Here is an 18,054-nt window from a genome sequence, read left to right on the forward strand (position 1 = left end):
GTCCCTGTGGTCGACAGTCGGCCCGGTCTCACGCCTGTGCCTGGTGCGGCGGCGCGACCTCGCACCACTGTAACCAGCGGTTTCGCCACGGCGTGGGCGGGGTCGCGGGCAAGATCGCCTCATGACCGACACCACGCCCTCGTTCCGGCTCCTTCCCGGAGCTCCGGACTCCCCCGTCCTTCTCCATGTGCCGCACTCCTCGCGCGAGGTGCCCGCGGAGGTGCGGGAGGGGATCGTGCTGGGCGACGAGGCGCTGGCCCGGGAGCTGGACCACATCACGGACGCCCACACGGCGGAGATCGCCGGCGTGGCAGCGGCTTCGGCGGGCGTGGCGCCCTGGCGGTTCGTCAACCGGCTGTCGCGGCTCGTCGTCGACCCGGAGCGCTTCCCGGACGAGCGCGAGGAGATGCTGTCCGTGGGGATGGGGGCGGTGTACACCCGCACCACCCACCGCGCGGCGCTGCGGGCGGACGGTTTCGCCCCGGCGCCGCTGCTCGACCGGTACTTCGCCCCGTACGCCCGGGCGATGACGGAGGCCGTGGCCGAGCGCCTGGCCGTGGCGGGCCGGGTGGTGATCGTCGACGTCCACTCGTACCCGACCGAGCGGCTGCCGTACGAGCTGCACGGCGAAGGGCCGCGCCCGCCGGTCTGCCTCGGCACGGACGCCTTCCACACGCCGCCCGCGCTGCTCGACGCGGCGCGGGAGGCGTTCGGCGGGTTCGGTGGCGTCGGCACGGACAGCCCCTTCGCGGGGACGTACGTGCCGCTGGCGCACTACGGCCGGGATCCGCGGGTGGGCGCCCTGATGGTGGAGATCCGCCGCGATCTCTACATGACCGAGCCGGGTGGTCCGGCGGGACCGGGCGCCGAGGCACTGGGCCTTGCCCTGGCCGGACTGGTCGACGCGGTGACCCGGGGGCTGCCCGGCTGAGCCGCGGGTCCGTCCGGGGGGGCTGCCCGGCTGAGCCGCGGGTCCGTCCGGGGGGCCGGCTGAGCCGCAGGTCACGGCGGGGGGGTGCCCGGCCGAGCCGCGGATCCCGGGGGCTGCCCGGCCGAGCCGCGGATCCCGGGGGCTGCCCGGCCGAGCCGCGGATCCCGGGGGCTGCCCGGCCGAGCCGCGGATCCCGGCGGGTGACCTGCTGCGATCGGCGGGTTCCCCGGCGGGTGGCCTCCTCCGGCCGGCGGGTCCCAGCGGGTGGCCTCGCCCGATCGGCGTAAAATCGGGGAGATGAACCCACTCCGCTACGAGCTGGTGTTCTCCGACGGCACGGGCTCTGACCTGGACGTCGTGGTCGTGGAGCGCACACAGCTCAAGGGGGCCGGTGGCCATCCGGTCTACACCGACGCCACCGGCATCATCCGGGCCGAGATCAGCGACCGGGACGAGGTGCGCATCCTCGCTTCGGGCGGCCATCAGGAACCCGCCCAGACCGTTCGGGCCCGCCCGCTCCCCGACCCCGACGGTGCGCCGGCCTGATGTCGCGGCCCGCCGGGCCACGACATCACCATGATCTTCCTGCTTGCCGATGCTCCCGCGGTCGGACGCTTCGCACTCCGGACGTCCGGCCGGAGGGCCGGAGGGCCGGAGGGCCGGAGGGCCGGCTGTCAGGCAACCGGCCCAATTCCGCGAGCGCCCGCCGCGAAGGCCTGGTGAGCTGTACCGGCGACCTCCGGTGCCTTCACATCCGCACTCCCGGAGCGTATGGAGGAGGATTCCGTGCCGGACTCAACGACGTCGTACGCCGACCTGCGCGCCCTGGTGATCAACTGCACCCTGAAACGTTCCCCGGAGCGCAGCCACACGCAAGGGCTGATCGACATCAGCACCGGGATCATGGAGCGCCAGGGCGTGCAGGTCGAGGTGCTCAGGGCGGTGGACATCGACATCGCCACCGGTGTCTGGCCGGACATGACGGAGCACGGGTGGGAGACGGACGAGTGGCCGGTGATCTACTCGCAGGTGATGGCCGCCGACATCCTGACCCTGGCGGGGCCCGTGTGGCTGGGAGACAACTCCTCGGTCATGAAGACGGTGATCGAGCGTCTCTACGCCTGCTCGTCGATCCTCAACGAGCGTGGCCAGTACGCCTACTACGGCCGTGTGGGCGGCTGCCTGATCACCGGCAACGAGGACGGCGCCAAGCACTGCGCGATGAACGTCCTCTACAGCCTCCAGCACCTCGGATACGTCATCCCGCCGCAGGCGGACGCGGGCTGGGTCGGCGAGGCAGGCCCGGGCCCGTCGTACCTCGACCCCGGCTCCGGCGGGCCGGAGAACGACTTCACGAACCGCAACGCCACCTTCATGACCTGGAACCAGCTCCACCTGGCGAGGATGCTCAAGGACGCCGGCGGCATCCCCGCCTACGGAAACCAGCGCTCCGAGTGGGACGCCGGCTGCCGGTTCGACTTCGAGAACCCCGAGCACCGTTGAGTGCGGGCCGAAACGGTCGGAGGTGTTCGGACGCGTCCACTCCCTGATCGTGTGCTGCCTGAGCACCGCTGACCAGCAGTTTCGAGGGCTGGGACGTGCACCACACCGGCTTGACGTGCCCACCGGCGAGAACTTAGCTTCGCCTTACCTAATTTACGTCGTTCATACGTCCGGAAGATACACGCATGTCCAGAACCGCGCAGGAGCTCACCCCTTCCTGGCTCCTCACCACCCTCGGGCTCGTCGCCACCGCGGGTATCGCGGCAGCCTGCTGGACCGCCGGACACGTCCACGCGGACGCCTCCCTGCTGACGGTGGCCCGCTTCTTCCACGTCGCCTTCCTCGTCGTCGGGCTCGGTTCGGTGCTCGCCGTCGACTGGTTCGCCGTGCTCTGGCTGACCGGGAAGCGACCGCTGGCCGGTGTCCTCGACACGGCCGTCGCGCTGCAGACGCCGATCTGGGTCGGGCTCGGCGGGCTCGTCGTCTCCGGTCTCTTCCTCCGCCCCGACCTCCACTCCCCGTTGACCCTGGTCAAGCTGGGGCTCGTCGTCGCCGTCACCCTCAACGGCCTCTGGGCGCACCGGCTCGGCCAGCTCCTGGAGGCCCATCGCGGCAGCCCCGTCCCACGCCGGCTGCTCGCCCGTTCCGGCCTGGCCGCGACCGTCAGCCAGACCGGCTGGTGGGGTGCCTGCCTCATCGGATTCCTCAACAGCCAGACCTGATTTGGGTTTGTCGCACGATCATCAATACGATCCGGCGATGATCACGAGAAAACGGCTGGCGACCGGGGCCTGCGCGCTGCTCGCCGCCCTGAGCGTCGCGCTCCTGCCGACGGGTGCGGCCGCCGACGAGCCGGCGGCGAAGGAATCCCCCAAGGTCGAGCTGGTCCTCGACGTCAGCGGCTCCATGCGGGCCAAGGACATCGACGGCAAGTCCCGCATGGCCGCCGCCAAGCAGGCCTTCAACGAGGTCCTCGACGCGGTGCCCGAGGAGGTACGGCTCGGCATCCGCACGCTCGGCGCCGACTACCCGGGGCAGGACCGCAAGCGGGGCTGCAAGGACACCCGGCAGCTCTACCCGGTGGGCCCGCTCGACCGCACCGAGGCCAAGACCGCGGTGGCCACCCTGGCCCCGACGGGCTGGACCCCGATCGGTCCGGCGCTGCTCGGCGCGGCCGACGACCTCGGCGAGGACGGGGCGACCAAGCGCATCGTGCTCATCACCGACGGCGAGGACACCTGCGCCCCGCTCGACCCGTGCCAGGTGGCCCGCGAGATCGCGGCGAAGGGCATCCACCTCGTCATCGACACCCTGGGCCTGGTGCCGGACGCCAAGACCCGGCAGCAGCTCACCTGCATCGCGGAGGCCACCGGAGGCACGTACACCTCGGTCCACCGCACCGAGGACCTCTCCCGCCGAGTGAAGCAGTTGGTCGACCGCGCGGCCGACCCGGTCGTCACCCCCGTGGCCACGCAGGGCACGGCGCGGTGCGACAAGGCGCCGCAGCTCAAGCCCGGCCTCTACACGGACCGCGAGTCCTTCGGCGAGCACCGCTGGTACCGGGTGGACCTGCTGCCCGGCCAGGAACTGCGCGCCTCCGTCAGCGTGTCGGCCGACCGGGCCGTCAACAACGACTACGGGGTGCTGCTGCGCGCCGTCACGCTCCACGGCCGGGAGATCGTCCGCGGCTCCGAGGCGGGCGACGGACGCACCGACGTGATCTCCACCGGTCTGCGCTACCCGAAGCCGGAGGCCGACGACGGCCCCGGGGACGCGAAGCCGGCCGCCGAGACGGTCTGCCTCCAGGTCAGCAACTCCTTCTCCGCTCCCCCGTCGGTCAAGACGACCCCGGGCATGCCGGTCGAGCTGACGGTGGACGTCGTCGACGGCCCCTCCACCGCGTCGGACGTCGCCTCCTTCGGTCTCGGCCGCGGCTGGTGGCTGCTCGGCGTGCTGGTGCTCGCCGGCTTCCTCGCCGGTCTGCTCTGGGGCTGGCTGTCCCGCTGGCGCGTCGCTGTCTGGAGGACCAACTGATGCGTACCGTACGCATGCTCGCCACGGCCGCGCTCGCGGGCGCCGCCCTGCTCGGCCTCGCGGCCCCGGCCGCCCTGGCCGACACGCCCAGCGCCTCGGCCTCCCCCTCCGAGGAGGCCGGGCCCACGGAGGCCGGCACCACCTTCCGTACCGCCGCCCGGTTCCTGCCGGGGCAGCAGGCCACGGCGCAGGCCGCCGCGGGTGACTACCTGTACTGGGTCTTCCCGGCGGACACCGGCGAGCGGCCGACCGTGAAGGCGACGGTCACGCTCCCCGAAGCGGCCCTGCGGCACGGGCCCGCCACCTGGCGGATCGACGTGTACGACGGGCTGCGGCGGCGCCAGCCTTGCATGTACGGGATGCAGTCCCGTACGGCGGCGAAGGAGGCCGCGACCGTGGAGCTGGCCTGTGTGCTGCGCCCGGTCCGGGCCTCGGCCGACGCCTGGGCGAACGACCCGCTGCCCGGCAGCTACTACGTCCGGCTGACCGTCTCCGATCTGCCGGACGAGGACCTCGGCCAGCCGTTCACCGTGCGGATCGGGGCCGACGTCCTCGACAAGGGCGGCGCCTACGCCACGGACGGCTCGCTCGCCGCGCCGCTCGTGCCGGGGGCGACCACCGCCGACCAGGCCAAGGCGGACGAGGACGCCGGCCGGAAGACCGCCGTCGAGGCGGCGGCCCCGGAGGACGGCTGGTCCTCCGGCTGGTGGTCGGACCGCTGGATCTGGACCGTGGTGGGCGGCGTCCTGGCCGCGCTCGCGGGCATCGGCGGCTACGCCCTGACGCGCGGGGCGGGCCGCCCGTCCCGGGTGCCGCCGGCCGTCTGACCCGGATCGCGGCAGTACGGAGGCCCCCACCGCGTGCGGTGGGGGCCTCGGTGCGTCCGGTGGGACAGTCGGGCGTCACCCGCGGGCCGGGAAGCCGCGGGCGGGGAAGCCGTGGGCGCGTGCGCCCGTCACGACGGCGACGACCGGGACGAGCAGGACCAGGACGCTCCACGGCAGGGCGCCCGCGCCGAGCCCGTCGAGGAGGAGGCCGCCGGCGACGCCGCCCGCGGCCATGGCCGCGTTCCAGAGGCTGACCAGCATCGTCTGCGCGGTGTCCGCGTCGTCCCCGCCCGCCTCGGCGACGGCCGTCTGCAGGAGGGTGGGTGCGCCGCCCCAGCCGAAGCCCCAGAGCGCGGCGGCCACGAGGACCGGGGCGGCGCTCGCCGCCGGGACGGCGAAGACGGCCGCGGCGGCCGCGAAGAGAATCGTTCCGGCGAGGGTCAGGGCCCGGAGCCTGCGGTCGATGTGACGGCCCGTGAACCAGATCCCGGCGAGCGAGGCGGCGCCGAAGACCAGCAGGACGAGACCGGTGGAACCGCCGAGACCGAGGTGGTCCAGGTAGGCGGCGACGTAGGTGTAGAGGACGGTGTGCGCGAGGACCAGGGTGAAGGTGACGGCGAGGACGGGAAGGACGCCCGGGACCTTGAGCGTGCGGGCGACCGGGGCGCGTCCGCCGCGCGGTTCGCCCGGCAGGTCGGGGACGGCGAGGGCGATCCAGCCGAGGAGTACGACGGCGATCACGGTCATGGCCGTGAAGGCGGCCCGCCAGCCCACGGCCTCACCGAGGAAGGTGCCGGCCGGCACGCCCAGGGAGAGCGCGAGCGGGATGCCGGTCATCGCGACGGCCACGGCACGGCCCTGGAGGTGCGCCGGGGCGAGGCGTCGGGCATAGCCGGCGAGCAGGGCCCAGGCGACACCCGCGGCGACCCCGGCGAGGAAACGGGCGCCCATGGTGAGCGCGTACGAGGAGGAGACCGCCGTGACGGTGTTGGCGGCGGCGAATCCGGCCATCGAGGTGAGCAGGAGCCGCTTGCGGCGCCGGCCGGCGGTGCGGGCGGCCAGGGGGACGGCGGTGAGGGCCGTTCCGAGGGCGTAGCCGGTGACCGACTGGCCCATGGCGGCCTCGCCGACGCCGAGGTCGGCGCTCATGCCGGGCAGGACGCCTGCGGGGAGGGTCTCGGTGAGGCTGGTGACGAAGACGGCGGTGGCGAGGGCGAGGAGCGCCGGGAGGGGCAACCGGTCGGAGTCGGGGCGGGGTTCGGGGGTGGGGGTGGCGGGACCTGCCGCCACCGTCGTGTCGTGGGTCATGTCCGTATGCTCGAACCCTCACATTGATGTGAAGGTCAAGCGATTCCCTGGAGGGGGCCTCCCATGCGGATCGGCGAGCTGTCCGAGCGCACCGGAACACCGCGCAGGCTGCTGCGCTACTACGAGGAGCAGGGTCTCATCGTCGCCGACCGGCTGCCGAACGGCTACCGCGTCTACGACGAGTCGAACGTGGACCGGGTCATGCAGATCCGGGGCCTGCTGGACGCCGGTCTGCCGACCCGGATCATCAAGCAGATCCTGCCGTGCCTGAACAAGCCGCGGATGATCCACTTCCCCGACGCGACCCCGGAGATGCTGGCGACGCTGGAGGACGAGCGGGACCGGATGACCGACCGGATCCGCTGCCTGACCCGGAACCGGGACGCGGTGGCGGAGTATCTGGACGCGGTACGGGAGAAGTTGGCGGCGGGGTCGTCGGCGTAGCCCGCACGGCCCCCGGCCGGATGCGCGGGTCCGGCCGGGTCCAGGGGACGGCGGGGTGTGCGGGTCCGGCCGGGTCCAGGGGGCGACCGGATGTGCGGGTCCGGCCGGATACAGGGGCGGCCGGGTGTGCGGGGTGGCTCAGGCCGCGTACGTCCGGTTCACGGCGGAGAGGACGGCCTGGACGGAGGCGGTGAGGACGGAGGTGTCCAGGCCCGCACCCCAGGCGCTGCGGTCCCCCACACGGCACTCGGCGTAGGCGGCGGCCTCGCCCGCACTGCCGGTGCTGACGGCGTGCTCGGAGAAGTCGAGTACGTCGACGGGGCCGGTGACTTCGGCCCGGGTGAGGGCGTCGGCGAGGGCGGAGAGCGGTCCGTTGCCCTTGCCCTCGGCAGGTGCGGTGCGGTCCCCGACGCGCAGGACGCAGGTGAAGCGGTGCTCGCCCGCCGCGTCGCGGTCGGTGCTCCAGGACTCCAGGGCGACGGGGCCGCTCCCCCGGCCCGGTTCCAGGTACGCGGCGCGGAAGATCGCGTGGAGGTCGTCGGGGGTGGCCTCGCCGCCGCTGTCGTCGGTCACCGCCTGGACGGCCCGGGAGACCTCGGGGCGCATCCGCTCCGGCAGGTCGAGGCCGTGGTGGGTGCGGAGCAGATGGGCGACTCCACCCTTGCCCGACTGGGAGTTGACGCGGATGACGGCTTCGTAGCCGCGGCCGAGGTCGGCGGGGTCGAGGGGCAGGTACGGCACGTTCCAGGGGGCGAGGTCCGGCGGGATCCCGGCCTCGGCGGCGTCCTTGGCGTGCCGGGCGAGGCCCTTGCTGATGGCGTCCTGGTGGGTGCCGGAGAAGGCGGTGTGGACGAGGTCGCCCACGTACGGGTGGCGGGGGTGGACGGGGATCCGGTTGCAGTACTCGACGACGTCACGGACGGCGTCGATGTCGGAGAGGTCGAGCATGGGATCGACGCCCTGGGCGTAGAGGTTGAGGGCGAGGGTCACCAGGTCGACGTTGCCGGTGCGTTCGCCGTTGCCGAAGAGGCAGCCCTCGACGCGCTGGGCGCCGGCGAGGACGGCGAGTTCGGCGCAGGCCACGCCGGTGCCGCGGTCGTTGTGCGGGTGGACGGAGAGGATGACGGAGTCGCGGCGGGCGAGGTGGCGGTGCATGTACTCGATCTGGTCGGCGTACACGTTGGGGGTGGAGATCTCGACGGTCGCGGGCAGGTTGTGGGTGACCGGCCGGTCGGGGCTCGCGTCCCACAGTTCGGTGAGACCGTCGCAGAGCTCCAGGACGAAGTCCGGCTCGGTGAGGTTGAAGGTCTCCGGGGAGAACTGGAAGCGGATGTCGGCGCCGGGGCGGGCCTCGGCGAGCCGCGCCATCAGGGTGGCGGCCTCCTGGACGGTGCGGCGGACCTCGGCCCGGTCGCGGCCGAGGACGGTCTCGCGCCAGACCGGTGAGGTCGCGATGTAGAGGTGGACGACGGTGCGCGGCAGGCCGTCGAGGGACTCGAAGGTGCGCTCGATGAGGTCGGGGCGGGCCGGGGTGAAGACGACCGGGGTGACGTCCTCGGGGACGGCGCCGGAGGCGACCCGGTCGGCGAGGTGGCGGACGAAGTCGAAGTCGGCGCGGCTGGCGGAGGGGTAGCCGACCTCGATCTCCTTGAAGCCGGTGCGGACGAGCAGCTCGAAGAAGCGCTGCTTGCGGTCGGTGTCCATGGGCTCGGCGAGGGCCTGGTTGCCGTCGCGGAGGTCGACGGGGACCCAGAGCGGGGCCCGCTCCAGCCGGGCGCCGGGCCAGCGGCGGTCGAACTCGGGGACGTGAACACGGTCCTGGAACGGGCGGTAGCGGTGGTACGGCATGGGGCCGGGGCGCTGCGGATTGCGGATCATGGCGCGTACCGTAACCACTCCTCAGCTCCTCAGACAAGTACTCCTCAGACAAGTTCGGGTAGATTCCTCGGGAGCGGCCCCGTGATCCGGGGAACGCACCCTCGATCCGGACCTCCGTCAGGACCCCGGACCGTCGGAGAACCACCGGACCCGCAGAGAATCAGGTGACCCCCATGTCGCTCGGCGCCCTACGCCCCAGCCCCTTGGTCGAACAGGCCGCCGAGCGGCTGCGCGAGCAGATCGTCCGCGGCCACTGGCCGGTCGGTACGAAACTCCCCGGGGAGACGACGCTCGCCAAGGAACTGGGCGTGGGGCGCTCCACCGTCCGCGAGGCGCTGCGTGCCCTGACGGGCGCGGGACTGGTCCAGCCCCGGCAGGGCGCGGGTGTCTTCGTGATCGCGACCCGCCCGACGGAGGACTGGCCGGCCCGCCTGCGCCGGGCGGCGGTGACGGACGTGTACGAGGTGCGGATGCTGGTCGAGGTGGAGGCGGCGCGCCTGGCGGCGCTGCGCAGGACCGAGGAGGACATGACGGCGATGCGGGAGGCGCTGGCCGGCCGGGTGGCGGCCGCCGCGGGCGACGACGCGGCCTTCGTCGACGCCGACATCGCCCTGCACGCGGCGATCGTGGCCTCGGCCCGCAACCCCGTCCTGACCGATCTGTTCGGGGAGTTCGCGCCGGTGCTCCGCGAGGGCCTGATCGAGCTGCTCGACCTGCTCGGACTGCGGGGCATCGACCTCCGGCACGGCGAGGACGCCCATGCCGACGTGGTCCGCGCCGTGGAGGAGGGTGACCCGGAGGAGGCCGCCCGGCTGACCCGCCGGGAGCTGGAGTCCACGCTGGCCCTGCTGCAGTCGACGCCCTGACCCCGCGGGGCGACACGGGACGGGCCCCGCGGCGTACGGCTCAGGCGGGGCCGCACGGCCCAGGCCTGGCCGTACGGTTCAGGCTGGGCCGTACAGCTCAGGCGGGCCGGGACCTACGGCTCAGGCCGGGTCGACGAAGACCACCGGGACCTCGTTGTCCTGGACGACCCGGCCGAGCAGGCCCGCGAGCTGTTCGCGTTCGGGGGCTTCGAGGCCGGAGGGCAGTTCCTCGATGCGGCGGCAGGTCTCGGTGTAGAAGTCCTCGGCGACGCGCGCGCCGTCCTCGGTGAGCGCGACCCGCACGGCCCGCCCGTCCTCCGGGTCGGGTTCGCGGCGGACGAAGCCGAGGCGGGAGGTGCGGTCGACGAGCCCGGTCAGGCTGGACTTGGCGAGCCCCAGCTTGGTGCCGAGCTCGCCCATTCCGGACGGGCCCGGCATCAGGACGCAGAGCAGCTGGCCCTGCTGCGGCGTCAGCCCGTACGCCCTGCCCGCGTCCGCGTAGACCGCGTTCACGAGGAAGGCGCCCCGCACCAGCGCGGTGACCACGCTCATCTTCCCGCCGTCGTCTTTCGCCATACGGCACAGAATACCTTCGCGATACGAACCATTCTCACTCCATCCGGCGGGCGCCTTCCAGGACGGCCTGGCGGATGCGGTGGTAGGTGCCGCACCGGCAGATGTTGCGGATGGTGTCGAGGTCGGCCTCGGTGACCTCGCGCCCGGCCTCGCGCGCCCGGCGGACGGTGGCGACCGCGGCCATGATCTGGCCCGGCTGGCAGAAGCCGCACTGGGCGACGTCGAGGTCGAGCCAGGCCTCCTGCATCGGGTGGAGTTCGGCGCCGACGGTGTCGGGGAGGCCCTCGATGGTGGTGACCTCGTCGGTCGGGGCCACGTCGTCGACGCGGACGGCGCAGGGCGTGAACGCCTTGCCGTTGAGGTGGCTCGTACAGGCCCGGCAGACGCCGACCCCGCAGCCGTACTTGGGGCCGGTGACGCCGAGGACGTCCCGGAGGACCCAGAGGAGCCGGACGTCGCCCTCGACGTCGGCGGTGACGGCCTTGCCGTTCAGGATGAAGGTGTGCTGCGGCACGGAGGGGCTCCAGGTCTCAGATGGTGCGGTCGCGGCCGTCGGTGGGTGAGGCCGGGACGGGCGGGACGGTCGGCAGGGGCGTGAAGGCGAGCGGCTCGGCGTGGTTGACGGGGAAGACCGTCGGCATCGTGCCGGTGGCCCGGCCGTAGGCACAGGCGACGGCGGCCATGGCGCCGGCGACGGCGAGTTCGCCCGCGCCGCCCGGCTTGTCGCCGCTCGGCGGCATCACGATGATCTCGAGCTCGGGCGGGGTGTTCCACTGCCGGGTGTAGAAGTACTGGTCCCAGCTGCCTTCGAGGAAGTGCCCGTCGCTCAGGTGCAGTCCGGAGGTCAGGGTGATGGCGATGCCGTCGGCGATGCCGCCCATCATCTGGGCCTCCAGGCCGCGCGGGTTGACCGCGAGGCCGACGTCCACGGCGCAGACGATCTTCGTCACGCGCGGTCCGGTGTACGCGTTGGGGATCTTCCGTCCGGTGGTCTCCGGCCGGCAGTCGATCTCGGCGAGGATCGCGACGGCCGAGTGGTACTCGGTGTGCACGGCGATGCCCTGGCCCGTGCCGGCCGGCATGCTCCGGCCCCACTTCCCCACCTCGGCGACCTTGTCGAGGACGGCACGGGCCCGCGCGTCCTTGACGAGCCGGCGCCGCATCGCGTACCGGTCCTGGCCCATCTGCCTGGCCAGTTCGTCCATGACGAGTTCCTGGGCGCAGCGGACGTTGGGCGAGTAGATGTTCCGCATGGAGCCGGTGTTGAAGCCCTTGTCGGTCTCGGCGAGGAGCTGGGTGGTGACGCCGAGGTGGTAGGGGCTGATCTGGGTGAGCTGGAACATCGTCTCGGAGAAGGTGGCGTCGGCGACGGGCAGCCGTGCCACCTCCGCCGTGAGGACCTCGCCGACGCCGTGCCCGAAGTCGGTGGCCACGGAGGTGTGGCGCTGCTCGTACGTGAGGACCTCGCCGAGCGAGTACGTGGCCCGCACCCGGGAGGTGGACATCGGGTGCGTACGTCCCTGCCGGAAGTCGTCGGTGCGGTGCCACATCAGCTTCACGGGCTTGCCGAGGGCCTTCGAGATCTCAGCGGCCTCGTGCGCGGCGTCGGAGAACAGCTTGCGGCCGAAGGAGCCGCCGCCCTCGGTGACGTGGACGCGGACGGCGGTGGGCGGCAGGCCGAGCTTGAGGGCGATCTGCTCCTGGGCGACGATCGGCGCCTTGAGCGAGGCCCAGATCTCCGCGGAGTCCTCCCGCACGTCGGCGATCGCGCAGTTGGTCTCCAGGGCGGCGTTGCTGGCGAAGTGGAAGGTGAAGCGGGCGTCGACGGCCTTGGTGAGGAGCGGCAGCGCCGGGACGACGAGCGGGAGTTCGGCCCGGCGGAGCTTCTCCAGGATCGTGGCGTCGGAGGCGCCCTCGGCGGTGCCGGGCCCCCAGTCGACCCGGAGGGCGCGGACGGCGTCGACGCACTGGCCGAAGGTGCGGCCGCGGACGGCGACGCCGGTGGAGACGGTGACGACGCCGGTGATGCCGGGCATGGCCCGGACCTCGGCGAGGTTGGCCACGGAGCGGACCGTGCCGTTGATGGTGGGCGGACGGCAGACCATGGTGGGCAGTGCGTCGGGGACCTGGAGGTCCATGGCGAACTTCTTGCGCCCGGTGACCGCTTCGAGGGCGTCGACGCGGCGCTGGGCGGTGCCGATGACGCGGAAGCCGTCCGGGTCCTTGAGCGTGACCTCCACCGCCGCGTCGGTGACGGCGGCGGCCTTCACGGCCAGTTCGCCGTAGCCGAGCAGCGCGCCGGCCGGGGAGAGGACGGTGCCGGCCTTCGTGGTGAGGGTCTCGACGGCCTCGCCGAGGACGAGGGAGGCGGCGTGCAGCAGCCGGGCCCGGGCGAGGGCGGCGGCGACCCGGATCGGGGTGTAGGTGGAGTAGGTGGTGTTGGAGCCCCCGGTGAGCTGGTTGAAGAGCAGCTCGGGGCGGGCGTCGGCGAGGGTGACCCTCACCTTGTCCAGGGGCAGGTCGAGCTCCTCCGCGACGATCATGGCGCTGGAGGTGGTGACGCCCTGGCCGACCTCGGCGCGGGGCAGGGCGAAGTGGGCCGTGCCGTCGGCGTCGACGCGGATGGTGATGAGGTTGCTGGTGGGCAGGGCGGCGAGCGTGAGCAGCTCGTTGAGGTCGAGGAGTTCGGCCGGTCCCGGCAGCGAGGGGATGAGCGCAGGCACCGCGGCGGCGGCCTGCCGCGGGGCGAGGGCCTCGGCCCCGAGCTGGGCGGCGACGGTGAGGGTGGGCGCGGCCAGGACGTAGCCGAGGAACCGGCGCCGCCCGATGCCGGGCTCGCTCACGGGACTCCCGTCCCCGGTGCCGCTCGTGTGGTGCTCGTCCCGCGCGGGGTGCCGCCTCGCCATTCGGTCTGCCCTTTCGCCGTGAACCCGGCTTGCTACCGCCGAGTATTCTCAGAGGCGACGATCATCGCGCATGTGGGGGACCTCCGGGAGCCGTTCGGACGTGGACGTCTTGTGCGGAGGTCCTGCGGGGACACCGTGCGGGAGGCGCCGTCGTAGGGTCGCGCCATGACCGAAGCCGCGCACGTCACCGCCACCCGCCGTTCGTACGACACCGTCGCCGTCGACTACGAGCGGCTGCTCGCCGGTCAATTGGCGACGACGCCGCTGGACCGGGCGATGCTCTCCGGCTTCGTGGAGAAGGTGGCGGCGGCGGAGGGGCCACGCCTGATCGGCGACCTGGGGTGCGGGACGGGCCGGGTGACCTCCCACCTCCGCGAGCTCGGCGCCGACGTCTTCGGCGTGGACCTGTCGCCCGGGATGATCACGGTCGCCGCGGACACCTACCCGGGGCTGCGCTTCGAGGTGGGGTCCATGACGGCGCTCGACCTGCCCGGCGCCTCGCTCGGCGGGGTCCTCTCCTGGTACTCGACGGTCCACATGCCCGAGGACGAACTCGTGGCCTCCTTCGGCGAGTTCCACCGGGTCCTCGCGCCGGGCGGGTACGCGCTGGTCGCCTTCAAAGTGGGCGACGAGCGGGTCCGGCTGGAGCGTGCCTACGGGCACGAGGTCGCGCTCGACGTGTACCGCTGGTCACCCGACCGTCTGGCGGCCCTGCTGGCGGCGGCGGGCCTGGCGGAGTCGGCCCGCCTGGTACGGGAGCCGGACCTCGGGGAGAAGACGCCGCAGGCCTTCCTCCTGACGCGCAAGCCGCGCGCCTGAGCCGGGTCGCTCGACGGACGCGCGGCCCCGCAGGCGCGCACCACCGCCCCGGAGCCGGGCGACGGGCCGGAGCCGGGCAGCGGGGCGGAGCCGGACGCCGGGGCGGAGCCGGGCTCCCGTCCTGAGCTGGGCTCGGGAGAGGCGGGCGCGCTGGCCGCCGCCGGCGATGAGGGCGTTGACGGAGGCCATCGGGTCCCCGCCGACCGACTTGGCGAGCAGCGCCCCGAGGACCAGCGGGCCGAGGGCCACCGCGAGCGCCGAGCCGGTGGCGGTGACGTGCTGGAGGCGGCGGGTGCGCCGGGCGTCGAAGGTCATGAACCCAGTCCATCAGCGGGCGCCGGCCGCCGGATCGGTCGACGTACTCAGCTGCCCGTACCCGGCTACTCAGATGTGCTCACGCGCGGATCCCGGGGGCTCGCGCACCGGCCCCTCCGATCCCGGAGGACGCCGGTCCCCGTCCGGTCGGCGGAACTCCGCGCCGCCCGGGGCGCGGTGTCCGGGGCCCGCGGCGCCGTCGTCCGCGCCCGCGCCGCCGCGCGCGTACCCGGCGCGTACCGTACGGGGACACGCACGTGAACGAAGGAGCTTCGCCGCCATGGCCGACTACCGGATCGAGACCGTCCGCACCGGGTACCGGAACTGGACCGCCCGCAACGACCGGGGTGCGGAGGTCCGGATGGCCGCCGCCGACGACGCGGACGCACAGCCCTCGTTCACCCCGGTCGAGTTGTTGCTCGCGGCGATGGGCGGCTGCGGCGGCCTCGTCATCGACCGGACGGCGCGGGCCGTGGACCACGACGACCTGCGGATCGTGGTGGAGTCGGTGTCGGGACCCGAGGACGACGGCCGGCTGGGCCGGATCCGGGTGAGCTACGAGTTCGACCTGCCGGACAACAACCCCAAGGCGGCCGAGGTGTTCGCCCGGGGAGTGCGCCTGACGCACGAGAAGTTCTGCACGGTCAGCCGGACCGTGGAGCACGGCGCGCGCGTGGAGGCGATCCTGCCGGACGGTACGGTCGGCTTCGAGGGCTGACGGGCAGGAGGGGCGTCACTCCTCGATCGCGCCGCCGATCCGGCGCAGATGGCGGCGGAAGGTGTACGCGGGGTCCTCGGCGCGGCCCGCGAGGTAGTCGTCGAACCGGGTCTGCTCGCGCAGGGTCTCCCCCGCCCTGATCCGGCGGGCCTGCTCCCGCTCGGTGCGGAAGAGGGCCCGGGCGGCCTCCAGGACGGCGTCGGCGCGGTCGGCCGCGACGAAGACCACGCCGTCGTCGTCGCCGAACACCACGTCGGCGGCGGTCACCTCGTGGTCGCCGAACCGCGCGGTGGTCAGCGCGTCCGGGTCCCGGTCGTCGAGGCGCACGGGGCCGGGCGCGTGGCGTCCGTACGAGAAGACGGGCAGTCCGATCTCCAACAGGTCGGGGGTGTCCCGGTGCAGCCCCCAGACGACGACCCCGGCGACGCGCGCCGCCTCGGCCTCCAGGACGGCGAGGTCGCCGATGCAGGCCTCGTCGCGGCGGCCCGCGTTGTCGATGACGAGGACGTCGCCGGGTGCGGCCGCCGTGAAGGCCTCCAGGAAGACGTCGACGCTTCCGTAGTGGCGGGCGGGCAGCACCCGGCCGGCGACGCGCTGCCCGGCGACGACGGGCAGGATCCCGGCGGGCGCGGCCCGCAGCGGCTCCCCGAGCCGTACACAGGCGTCGGCGATCAGCGGCGTGGAGAGGTCGGCGAAGTCCTTGAGCATCTGGCGTTCCGATCCGTCCGTCGGCGGGCGCGGTGGGCTGAGCCCGATGCTAGGGGGTGTCCGGAGGGTCCCGCACAGCACTCACGGCGTCCGGCGGGTGTCCGGGGAGTGGGGGTGCCCGGGGAGTCCCGCACAGCACCCACGGCGCCCGGCCCCCCTCGGCCCCGCGGTGCGGGAACGGCACCCGTCGCAAATTGCCTCGACACCGGGCACGGTGATCGGGGACGCTTCGCGCGATGACAAGAATCGACGACACACCGCCCGCGTGGGACGAGCGCACCCAGCTCACCACGTTCCTCGACTACGCCCGTGACACCGCCCGCGCCAAGTGCGAGGGCGTCTCCGCGGAGAACGCCCGCAAGGCGCTCCTGCCGGCTTCCCCGCTGATGACCTTGAGCGGGCTGATCAACCATCTCCGCTGGGTCGAGTACTACTGGTTCCAGGTGGTCTTCCTCGGCGAGGAGGACCGGGGTCCCTGGACCGATGAGGATCCCGACCGCGAGATGCGGATCGCCGTCGACTTCCCGCTCCCGCAGCTGCTCGACGAGTACGCGGAACAGAGCGCCCGCTACCGCGAACTGGTCGCGGGGAACGGCCTGGACGCCAAGGCCGCCCGCCCGGTGCGCAACGGCCTCCACGTCGACCTGCGCTGGATCCTCCTCCACCTCACCGAGGAGACGGCCCGCCACAACGGCCATCTGGACATCCTGCGCGAGCTGCTCGACGGCACGACGGGCGACTAGGAGCCGTCCGGGCGGGGCCGGCCTCCCCGCTCAGTCGAGCCAGAGGTCGCGGACCCGCCGCACGGGGTCCGCGGCCGTCCGGGGCTCCGCGTCCCAGATCTTCGCGGTGCGCTCCGCGGACGTGTAGCGCGGCCAGTCGGCGCCCGGGTCCTGGTCGGTGACGAAGGCGACCCAGGCCCGGTGCATCGCGTCGGCGAGCGCGCGCGGCGGCGCGTCCCCGGCGACGGCGGCGACGCCCTCGGCGTCGAGGAGGTCGAAGGCGAAGGGCAGGTCCAGGCAGTGGAAGGCGAGGCCGAGGGCCGGGGACTGCCAGCGGAACTCGTAGAGCCAGGTGGGCCGTTCACGCGCGGCGCGGGCGTCGGCGACGGCGACGTTCGGGGCGCGGAAGACGGTGTCCGTCAGCGCCTGGCCGAAGTACCGCTCCTCGCCGCCCGCCGCGTACGCCTCGGCGAAGTCGTCGGCCCTGGCGGGGTTCAGGCCGAGCCCGCCGAGGAGGACGGGCAGCGGCGGGCCCTCGGGGCCCGGCGCCGGGATCATCGTGAACTCGTCCTCGGTGAAGCCGAGCATCAGCGGCACGTCGGCGCCCGCCTCGCCCGTCGTCAGGGCGTCCAGGACGGGTACGGGGATCAGCTCGCCGTCGGCGAAGGGGGCGAGGGCCAGCATCGGCGGCAGGCCCTCGCGGTCCGGTCCGGGCTCGCCCAGGCGGTCCTGGAGGTCGAGGAGTTCGTCGTCGGTCAGGTCGCGCAGGGCGGCGGCGGTGGCCGGGACGCCGGTGCGGGAGGTGAACAGCCGGGCCGCGGCGCGGGCGACCTCGGGCCCGTCGGGTCGCATGACGGCGCCGGAGACGGAGAGCGCGCCCCGGAAGAGGCCCTGTGCCGACGGGACGGCGAGCAGGGTCTGCACGGCGCCGCCGCCGGCCGACTGACCGGCGATGGTGACCTTGGCGGGGTCGCCGCCGAAGGCGGCGATGTTGTCCCGCACCCACTCCAGGGCCGCGATCCAGTCGCGTACGCCCCGGTTGTCGGGCGCGCCCTCCAGGTGCAGGAACCCCTCGATGCCCAGCCGGTAGCCGACCGACACCAGGACGACCCCGTCCCGGTTGAACGCGGACCCGTCGTACCAGGGGCTCGCCGCCGAACCCGCCACGTATCCCCCGCCGTGGATCCACACCAGGACCGGCAGTCCCGCCTCCGGGTCCGCCTCCGGCGTGAACACGTTCAGGTTCAGCACCCCGGCACCCGGGATCGACGGCTCCGGAATCGTCGTGACGTCCGCGAACGGACGGCGCTGGGCGGTCGGCCCGTACGCCGTCGCGTCCAGCGGCTCCGACCAGGCCTCCGGCGGCACCGGTGCGGCGAACCGCAGATCACCCACCGGCGGCTGCGCGTAGGGGATGCCCAGGAAACGCAGACTGCCGTCCGCACGGCGTTCGCCGCGCACGGGTCCTCGGGCGGTGGTGACGATGGTGCTCATGGGGT

General features: G+C 73.6%; 18 protein-coding genes. 11 read left to right on the forward strand and 7 right to left on the reverse strand.

The window, feature by feature from the left end; translation table 11 throughout:
* Positions 1–121 precede the first annotated feature (121 nt).
* The 6 genes from ACF07V_RS18275 (at position 122) to ACF07V_RS18300 (ending at position 5,295) form a co-directional block, all read left to right on the forward strand.
* Positions 122–931, forward strand: a complete 810-nt coding sequence (locus ACF07V_RS18275; protein ID WP_392155254.1) for an N-formylglutamate amidohydrolase — start codon at positions 122–124, stop codon at positions 929–931.
* A 297-nt stretch (positions 932–1,228) separates the two neighbouring features.
* On the forward strand, positions 1,229–1,477 hold the full coding sequence (locus tag ACF07V_RS18280; protein WP_392155256.1) for a DUF6296 family protein: 249 nt from the start codon (positions 1,229–1,231) through the stop codon (positions 1,475–1,477).
* A gap of 225 nt (positions 1,478–1,702) precedes the next feature.
* On the forward strand, positions 1,703–2,434 hold the full coding sequence (locus ACF07V_RS18285; RefSeq protein WP_392155258.1) for a flavodoxin family protein: 732 nt from the start codon (positions 1,703–1,705) through the stop codon (positions 2,432–2,434).
* A gap of 185 nt (positions 2,435–2,619) precedes the next feature.
* Entirely contained in the window at positions 2,620–3,156 is a 537-nt protein-coding gene (locus ACF07V_RS18290) for a hypothetical protein (protein WP_392155260.1), read from the forward strand.
* 37 nt (positions 3,157–3,193) lie between these two features.
* The gene (locus tag ACF07V_RS18295; RefSeq protein ID WP_392155261.1) at positions 3,194–4,468 is read left to right on the forward strand and encodes a VWA domain-containing protein; all 1,275 of its coding nucleotides are present in this window, start codon (positions 3,194–3,196) and stop codon (positions 4,466–4,468) included.
* Positions 4,468–5,295, forward strand: coding sequence for a hypothetical protein (locus ACF07V_RS18300; RefSeq protein WP_392155263.1), 828 nt, complete (start codon positions 4,468–4,470; stop codon positions 5,293–5,295). Before ACF07V_RS18295 ends, ACF07V_RS18300 begins: the two co-directional genes overlap by 1 nt.
* A gap of 75 nt (positions 5,296–5,370) precedes the next feature.
* Here the strand turns inward: ACF07V_RS18300 and ACF07V_RS18305 are convergent, their stop codons facing one another.
* Entirely contained in the window at positions 5,371–6,603 is a 1,233-nt protein-coding gene (locus ACF07V_RS18305; protein ID WP_392155265.1) for an MFS transporter, read from the reverse strand.
* Positions 6,604–6,666: 63 nt separating this feature from the next.
* On the opposite strand from ACF07V_RS18305, the gene ACF07V_RS18310 reads away from it, so the two are divergent.
* The gene (locus ACF07V_RS18310; RefSeq protein WP_392155267.1) at positions 6,667–7,047 is read left to right on the forward strand and encodes a MerR family transcriptional regulator; all 381 of its coding nucleotides are present in this window, start codon (positions 6,667–6,669) and stop codon (positions 7,045–7,047) included.
* A gap of 138 nt (positions 7,048–7,185) precedes the next feature.
* Here the strand turns inward: ACF07V_RS18310 and leuA are convergent, their stop codons facing one another.
* Positions 7,186–8,925: a 2-isopropylmalate synthase gene (leuA, locus tag ACF07V_RS18315; RefSeq protein WP_392155269.1), complete on the reverse strand. Its 1,740-nt coding sequence runs from the start codon at positions 8,923–8,925 to the stop codon at positions 7,186–7,188.
* 173 nt (positions 8,926–9,098) lie between these two features.
* Here leuA and ACF07V_RS18320 point away from each other — a divergent pair, with 173 nt between their 5' ends.
* Entirely contained in the window at positions 9,099–9,791 is a 693-nt protein-coding gene (locus ACF07V_RS18320) for a FadR/GntR family transcriptional regulator (protein WP_392155271.1), read from the forward strand.
* A gap of 120 nt (positions 9,792–9,911) precedes the next feature.
* Here ACF07V_RS18320 and ACF07V_RS18325 read toward each other — a convergent pair whose 3' ends face one another.
* Genes ACF07V_RS18325 through ACF07V_RS18335 form a run of 3 tightly spaced genes read right to left on the reverse strand, consistent with a single transcriptional unit; the run spans position 9,912 to position 13,273 of the window.
* A complete protein-coding gene (locus tag ACF07V_RS18325; protein ID WP_392155650.1) occupies positions 9,912–10,343 on the reverse strand; it encodes a MarR family winged helix-turn-helix transcriptional regulator in 432 nt (143 codons plus the stop codon).
* Positions 10,344–10,401: 58 nt separating this feature from the next.
* Positions 10,402–10,881, reverse strand: coding sequence for a (2Fe-2S)-binding protein (locus ACF07V_RS18330; protein ID WP_030689026.1), 480 nt, complete (start codon positions 10,879–10,881; stop codon positions 10,402–10,404).
* Between the two features lie 16 nt (positions 10,882–10,897).
* Positions 10,898–13,273 carry a molybdopterin cofactor-binding domain-containing protein gene (locus ACF07V_RS18335; protein WP_392155272.1) on the reverse strand — a complete coding sequence of 792 codons (2,376 nt, stop codon included), beginning with the start codon at positions 13,271–13,273 and terminating at the stop codon, positions 10,898–10,900.
* 165 nt (positions 13,274–13,438) lie between these two features.
* On the opposite strand from ACF07V_RS18335, the gene ACF07V_RS18340 reads away from it, so the two are divergent.
* Together ACF07V_RS18340 and ACF07V_RS18345 are read left to right on the forward strand one after the other, a co-directional pair.
* Positions 13,439–14,092, forward strand: a complete 654-nt coding sequence (locus ACF07V_RS18340) for a class I SAM-dependent methyltransferase (RefSeq protein WP_392155273.1) — start codon at positions 13,439–13,441, stop codon at positions 14,090–14,092.
* 595 nt (positions 14,093–14,687) lie between these two features.
* The gene (locus tag ACF07V_RS18345; RefSeq protein WP_369142413.1) at positions 14,688–15,125 is read left to right on the forward strand and encodes an OsmC family protein; all 438 of its coding nucleotides are present in this window, start codon (positions 14,688–14,690) and stop codon (positions 15,123–15,125) included.
* 15 nt (positions 15,126–15,140) lie between these two features.
* Here ACF07V_RS18345 and ACF07V_RS18350 read toward each other — a convergent pair whose 3' ends face one another.
* On the reverse strand, positions 15,141–15,833 hold the full coding sequence (locus ACF07V_RS18350) for an RraA family protein (protein ID WP_392155274.1): 693 nt from the start codon (positions 15,831–15,833) through the stop codon (positions 15,141–15,143).
* 236 nt (positions 15,834–16,069) lie between these two features.
* On the opposite strand from ACF07V_RS18350, the gene ACF07V_RS18355 reads away from it, so the two are divergent.
* The gene (locus ACF07V_RS18355) at positions 16,070–16,576 is read left to right on the forward strand and encodes a DinB family protein (protein WP_392155276.1); all 507 of its coding nucleotides are present in this window, start codon (positions 16,070–16,072) and stop codon (positions 16,574–16,576) included.
* A 30-nt stretch (positions 16,577–16,606) separates the two neighbouring features.
* Here ACF07V_RS18355 and ACF07V_RS18360 read toward each other — a convergent pair whose 3' ends face one another.
* Positions 16,607–18,049 carry a carboxylesterase/lipase family protein gene (locus tag ACF07V_RS18360; protein WP_392155278.1) on the reverse strand — a complete coding sequence of 481 codons (1,443 nt, stop codon included), beginning with the start codon at positions 18,047–18,049 and terminating at the stop codon, positions 16,607–16,609.
* Positions 18,050–18,054: the final 5 nt, after the last annotated feature.

The sequence above is a fragment of the Streptomyces sp. NPDC015661 genome (assembly GCF_043077765.1).
Lineage (GTDB): Bacteria > Actinomycetota > Actinomycetes > Streptomycetales > Streptomycetaceae > Streptomyces.